The following is a 4678-nucleotide window of genomic DNA, read 5'->3' as shown; positions in this document are numbered from 1 at the left end:
GGCCGACGCCGCCCCTGCCGCGCCCGCCGCTGGCGGCGAGCGTCCACAGCCGATCGCCGATCAGTCGCCGCCGCCAAGCTACCCGCCGGCCGCACTGCGTCGCGGTGATACCGGCACGGTGGTGGTGCGCGTGGAGGTGGATGCCACGGGCTATCCGTCCAATGTCACGGTGATCGAGCGCAGCGGTTCACGCGATCTTGATCGTGCCGCCTCCGATGCCGTGCGTCGCTGGCGCTTCACCCCGGCGCACAGCAATGGCCAGGCCGTGCCGGGAAGCATTGAAGTGCCGTTCGACTTCAAGCCGCAGTAATGCGCTGCAACCATCCTCGTTCGCGCGGCTGTCACGCGCGGCGATTTGGCAACGACTCATCAAGCTGAACCTCGTCGGGAATGCAGTCGCCGCGTTGACGTTGCGGTGACACATCCGCAACCGTTCACGGGCAAGACTGCGGCTGTCACAACGACACCAGGAGTCCGCCATGAGTGTTACCCATGCCCACGACATGCACGCCTCGCCGCAGCACCAGCGCGATGCGACCGATGAACCCGCCCGTCGCGGCACTTCGCCGTGGTTGTGGATGGCGTTGATCGTGGCGATGTTTGCCGCCGCGCTGGTCTGGCTGCGTTACGCCAACCCTGATGACACCAGCACTGCACCGGTCGGCGAGCGCATGCTGCCGGCGACGCAGACCCCGGTAGCCACGACTGCGCCGGCACCGGCTGCACGACAGGCCACCCCGGCCACTACCGCACAGCGCAAGGCCACGCCGGTGGCGCGCAACCGCGAGGCACGCCCGCTGGCCAGCAACACCAAGCCGACCTATCCGGCCTCCGCGCTGCGTAATGGCGTGCAGGGCAGCGTGGTGGCGAGCTTGAACGTGGACCCGCGCGGCCATGTCACCGATGCCAATATCGTGCAGCGCACCGGTTCGCGCGATCGCGATCTGGACCGTTCGGTGTTGAACACCGTGCGTCAGTGGCAGTTCGAGCCGGCCATGAGCAATGGTCGTGCCGTGGCCAGCGTGGTGCGCGTGCCGGTGGATTTCCGCACCGAGCGTTAAGCGGTTGCGTAGACGCGTAACGAAAAGGGAGGCCAATGGCCTCCCTTTTCGTTGGCAATTCGCATGCGGTGCAAAGCACCGGTAGTGCCGAGCCATGCTCGGCAGCCAGGCGACGCACGAAACGGAGCGGAGGAGCGGAAGAGCGGAAGAGCGGAAGAGCGGAAGAGCGGAAGAGCAGCCGAGCATGGCTCGGCTCTACCGTCTGGTTTTTTTTCGATCAGCCTTGGCGGAGACCGAATCCTGCCCCTGTGGCCAGGCCATCGAAATCCGGGAACGAGGTTGCCACGTTGGCGATGTCATTCACGCGCACCTCGCCATTGCTGAGCTGGCCGGCAATGGCAAACGCCATGGCGATGCGGTGGTCGCCATGGCTTTCAATGGTGCCGCTGCCGAGCACGGCACCGCCGTGGATGGTGGCGCCGTCGTCGGTTTCGTCCACCTGCACGCCCAGCGTGCGCAGGCCCGTGGCCATGGCCGCGAGGCGATCGGATTCCTTCACCCGCAGTTCGGCGGCACCGCGCACCACGGTGTTGCCGTGCGCAACGGCGGCAGCGACGAACAGCGCGGGGAACTCGTCGATCATGTCCGGCACGAGCGCTTCGGGAATCTCCGCGCCGTGCAGCGGGGCATATCGCACGACCAGATCGGCCACGGCTTCACCGCCCTGCTCGGCGTGGTTCTCTTCGCTGATATCCGCGCCCATCAGCCGCAACGCGGCCAGCAGGCCGGTGCGGCGCGGGTTGAGGCCGACCGCGCGCAGGCGCAGTGTCGAGCCGGGAATGATGCTGGCGGCCACCAGGAAGAACGCGGCGGACGAGAAATCGGCCGGCACCACGATGTCGGTGGCGCGCAGGCGTTGGCCGCCGCGCAGGCGGGCCTTGCCGGGCGAGAACTCGATATCCACGCCGAAGGCGCGCAGCATGCGCTCGCTGTAGTCGCGGGTGGGGTGCGGCTCGCTGACCGAGGTCTCGCCATCCGCGTACAGGCCGGCCAGCAGCACGGACGATTTGACCTGGGCACTGGCCACCGGCGAGGCGAATTCGATGCCCTTGAGCACCTGCCCGCCGTGCACGCGCAGCGGCGGCGTGCCATCGGCTTCCGTATCGATCTTCGCGCCCATCAGCGCCAATGGACCGGTGACGCGGCGCATCGGCCGGCGCGACAGTGACTCATCGCCCACCATCACGCTGTCGAACGGCTGGGCGGCCAGGAGGCCGGCGAGCAGGCGCATGCCGGTGCCGGCGTTGCCGCAGTCCAGCGGCGCCGACGGTGCCTTCAGCCCATCCACGCCGACGCCATGCACCACGCGCTGCGACGGCGACGGGGTGTCGATGCGCACGCCCATCTGCGAAAAGATGGCAGCGGTGGCGCGGGTGTCTTCGCCTTCCAGGAAGCCATCGATATGCGAGACGCCATCAGCCAACGCGGCGAACATCACCGAGCGGTGCGAGACGGACTTGTCGCCGGGAATGGTCAGGCTGCCCTGCAGGGGCTGGCCCTTGTGGGCGATCCAGTACGGAGAAGCAGTCATCGAAATTCCTAGGGGACGGGCCGCCACGGCGGCGATGCAACGGTGTGCGGAAGTGGCTTCGGCAGCCGCAGGGGCGCCGGGCCGGGCGTAGCGCGCATCGCGGCTACGCCCCGGGGATCAAGGAATGGCAACCGGATAAGAGCCAAGGATCTTGATCTGCGCCGAGTGCGCCTTGAGTTCGGCCAGCGCGGCCTGCATGGCGTCGTCCTCGACATGGCCGGCCAGGTCGATGAAGAAGCCGTATTCCCACTTGGCATTGTGCGAGGGCCGCGACTCGATGCGGTTCATGCTGATGCCGTGGCGGGCGAACGGGCTGAGCACGTCGAACAGCGCGCCGGGCTTGTCGTGGATGAACACCAGCACCGAGGTACGGTCGTGGCCGGAGCTGGGGAAGATGTTGCGGCCGACGACCAGGAAGCGCGTGGTGTTGTCCGCGTCATTCTGGATCGGCTTGGTCACCACCTTCTTCAGGCCGTACACGTGCCCGGCACTCTCGCCACCGATGGCGGCGGCGTCATCGGCATTGCGCGCGCGGCGGGCGCCTTCGGCGTTGCTGGAGACCGGGATCTTCTCGGCCTTGGGCAGGTTGGCGCGCAGCCACGAGGAGGTCTGCATGAACGACTGCGGGTGGCCGTAGACGCGCTCGACATCCTCCAGCCGGCCACTGCGCGACATCAGGTACTGCTGCACGCGCAGTTCCACTTCGCCGCAGATCTTCAGGTTGGAGGTGAGGAACATGTCCAGGGTGATCTGGATGGTGCCCTGCCCCGAGTTTTCCACCGGCACCACGCCGAAATCGGCGTTGCCCGCTTCTACTTCCTGGAACACTTCTTCGATGCTGGCCAGCGGCAAGCCCAGCGCCGAGCGCCCGAAATGCTTGAGCACGGCCTGCTGGCTGAAGGTGCCTTCCGGACCGAGGTAGCCGATCTTCAACGGCTCCTGCTGGGCCAGGCAGGCCGACATGATTTCGCGATACACATGGACCAGCACTTCATCACTGAGCGGGCCTTCGTTGCGGTCCACCACCATGCGCAGCACCTGCGCTTCGCGCTCGGGGCGGTAGTAGTCCACCGCGGCAGCGAGCTTGCCCTTGGCCTTGCCGACCTGGTGGGCGAAGTTGGCGCGCTCGGCGATCAGCGCCTGGATGCTGCGGTCGATGTGGTCGATCTTGGCGCGCACGTCCGACAGCACCGGCGCGGGCAACGCGGCCTCGGGCGTGGACGCGGGCTTGCCGTCAGGCGTGGCCTTGGCGGTGGCCTTGGTCTTGGTCGACGCCGGCGTGGGGGGCTTGGCCTTGGCGACGGGCTTGGCGGGTTGTTTGGCCATCAGGGATTCCAGGTGCAGTGGGGCGGCACGCGCCCCGGTCGAAACGAATGACTCAGCCGTGGCGTTGCTGGAACTCGGCCATGAAGGCGGCCAGCGCCTGCGCGCCCTCCACCGGCATGGCGTTGTACAGCGAGGCACGAATGCCACCGACGGCGGCGTGGCCCTTCAGCGCGAGCAGGCCGGCGGCCTTGGACTCGCTGACGAAGCGCGCGTTGAGGGTGTCATCGGGCAGGAAGAAGGGGATGTTCATGCGCGAGCGGGCGGCCGGCACCACGTCATTGCGGTAGAAGCCGCCGGAGCCGTCGATGGCGCCGTAGACCAGCGCGGCCTTGGCGGCGTTGCGGCGGGCGAACTCCTCCACGCCACCCTCAGCCAGCATCCACTGGAACACCAGCCCAGCCAGGTACCAGTTCCAGGTGGGTGGGGTGTTGAGCATCGAATCGCGGCCCACGTGCGAGCGGTAATCGAAGATGTCCGCGCGCGGCTGGCCGCTGCGCTCGAGCAGGTCCCGGCGCACGATCACCACCGACACGCCGACCGGGCCGAGGTTCTTCTGCGCGCCGGCGTAGATCAGCCCGTACTTGCTGACATCCAGCGGTTCGCTGGCAATGGACGAGCTGAAATCGGCGAACAGCGGCACCTGACCGACGTCCGGGGTATCGCGGAATTCGACACCGTGGATGGTCTCGTTGGCGGTGATGTGCACGTAGGCCGCATCGGCCGAGAGCTGCCAGATGTCGCGCGCGGGGATGTCGTGGAA

Annotated in this window: 5 protein-coding genes; 2 read left to right on the top strand and 3 right to left on the bottom strand. The window is 67.6% G+C overall.

Translation table 11 applies throughout. The features are described from left to right. On the top strand, positions 1 to 310 hold a 310-nt coding region (locus tag ACXJKH_RS15250; RefSeq protein WP_457320519.1), incomplete at its 5' end, for an energy transducer TonB. 169 nt (positions 311 to 479) lie between these two features. Continuing rightward, complete coding sequence (locus ACXJKH_RS15245) at positions 480 to 1061, top strand: energy transducer TonB (RefSeq protein WP_457320517.1); 582 nt, start codon at positions 480 to 482, stop codon at positions 1059 to 1061. Between the two features lie 217 nt (positions 1062 to 1278). On the opposite strand, the gene aroA is transcribed toward ACXJKH_RS15245, so the two are convergent. From aroA to serC, 3 genes are all read right to left on the bottom strand, one after another. After that, on the bottom strand, positions 1279 to 2592 hold the full coding sequence (aroA, locus tag ACXJKH_RS15240; protein WP_457320515.1) for a 3-phosphoshikimate 1-carboxyvinyltransferase: 1314 nt from the start codon (positions 2590 to 2592) through the stop codon (positions 1279 to 1281). Between the two features lie 117 nt (positions 2593 to 2709). Further along, positions 2710 to 3918, bottom strand: a complete 1209-nt coding sequence (gene pheA, locus ACXJKH_RS15235) for a prephenate dehydratase (protein ID WP_457320513.1) — start codon at positions 3916 to 3918, stop codon at positions 2710 to 2712. A gap of 52 nt (positions 3919 to 3970) precedes the next feature. After that, the coding region (gene serC / locus ACXJKH_RS15230; RefSeq protein ID WP_457320511.1) for a 3-phosphoserine/phosphohydroxythreonine transaminase at positions 3971 to 4678 on the bottom strand (708 nt) is incomplete at its 5' end.

This window comes from Stenotrophomonas sp. P5_B8 (assembly GCF_054049855.1).
The sequence above is the reverse complement of the archived record's forward strand: the minus strand, read 5'-3'. Positions and strand labels throughout refer to the sequence as shown.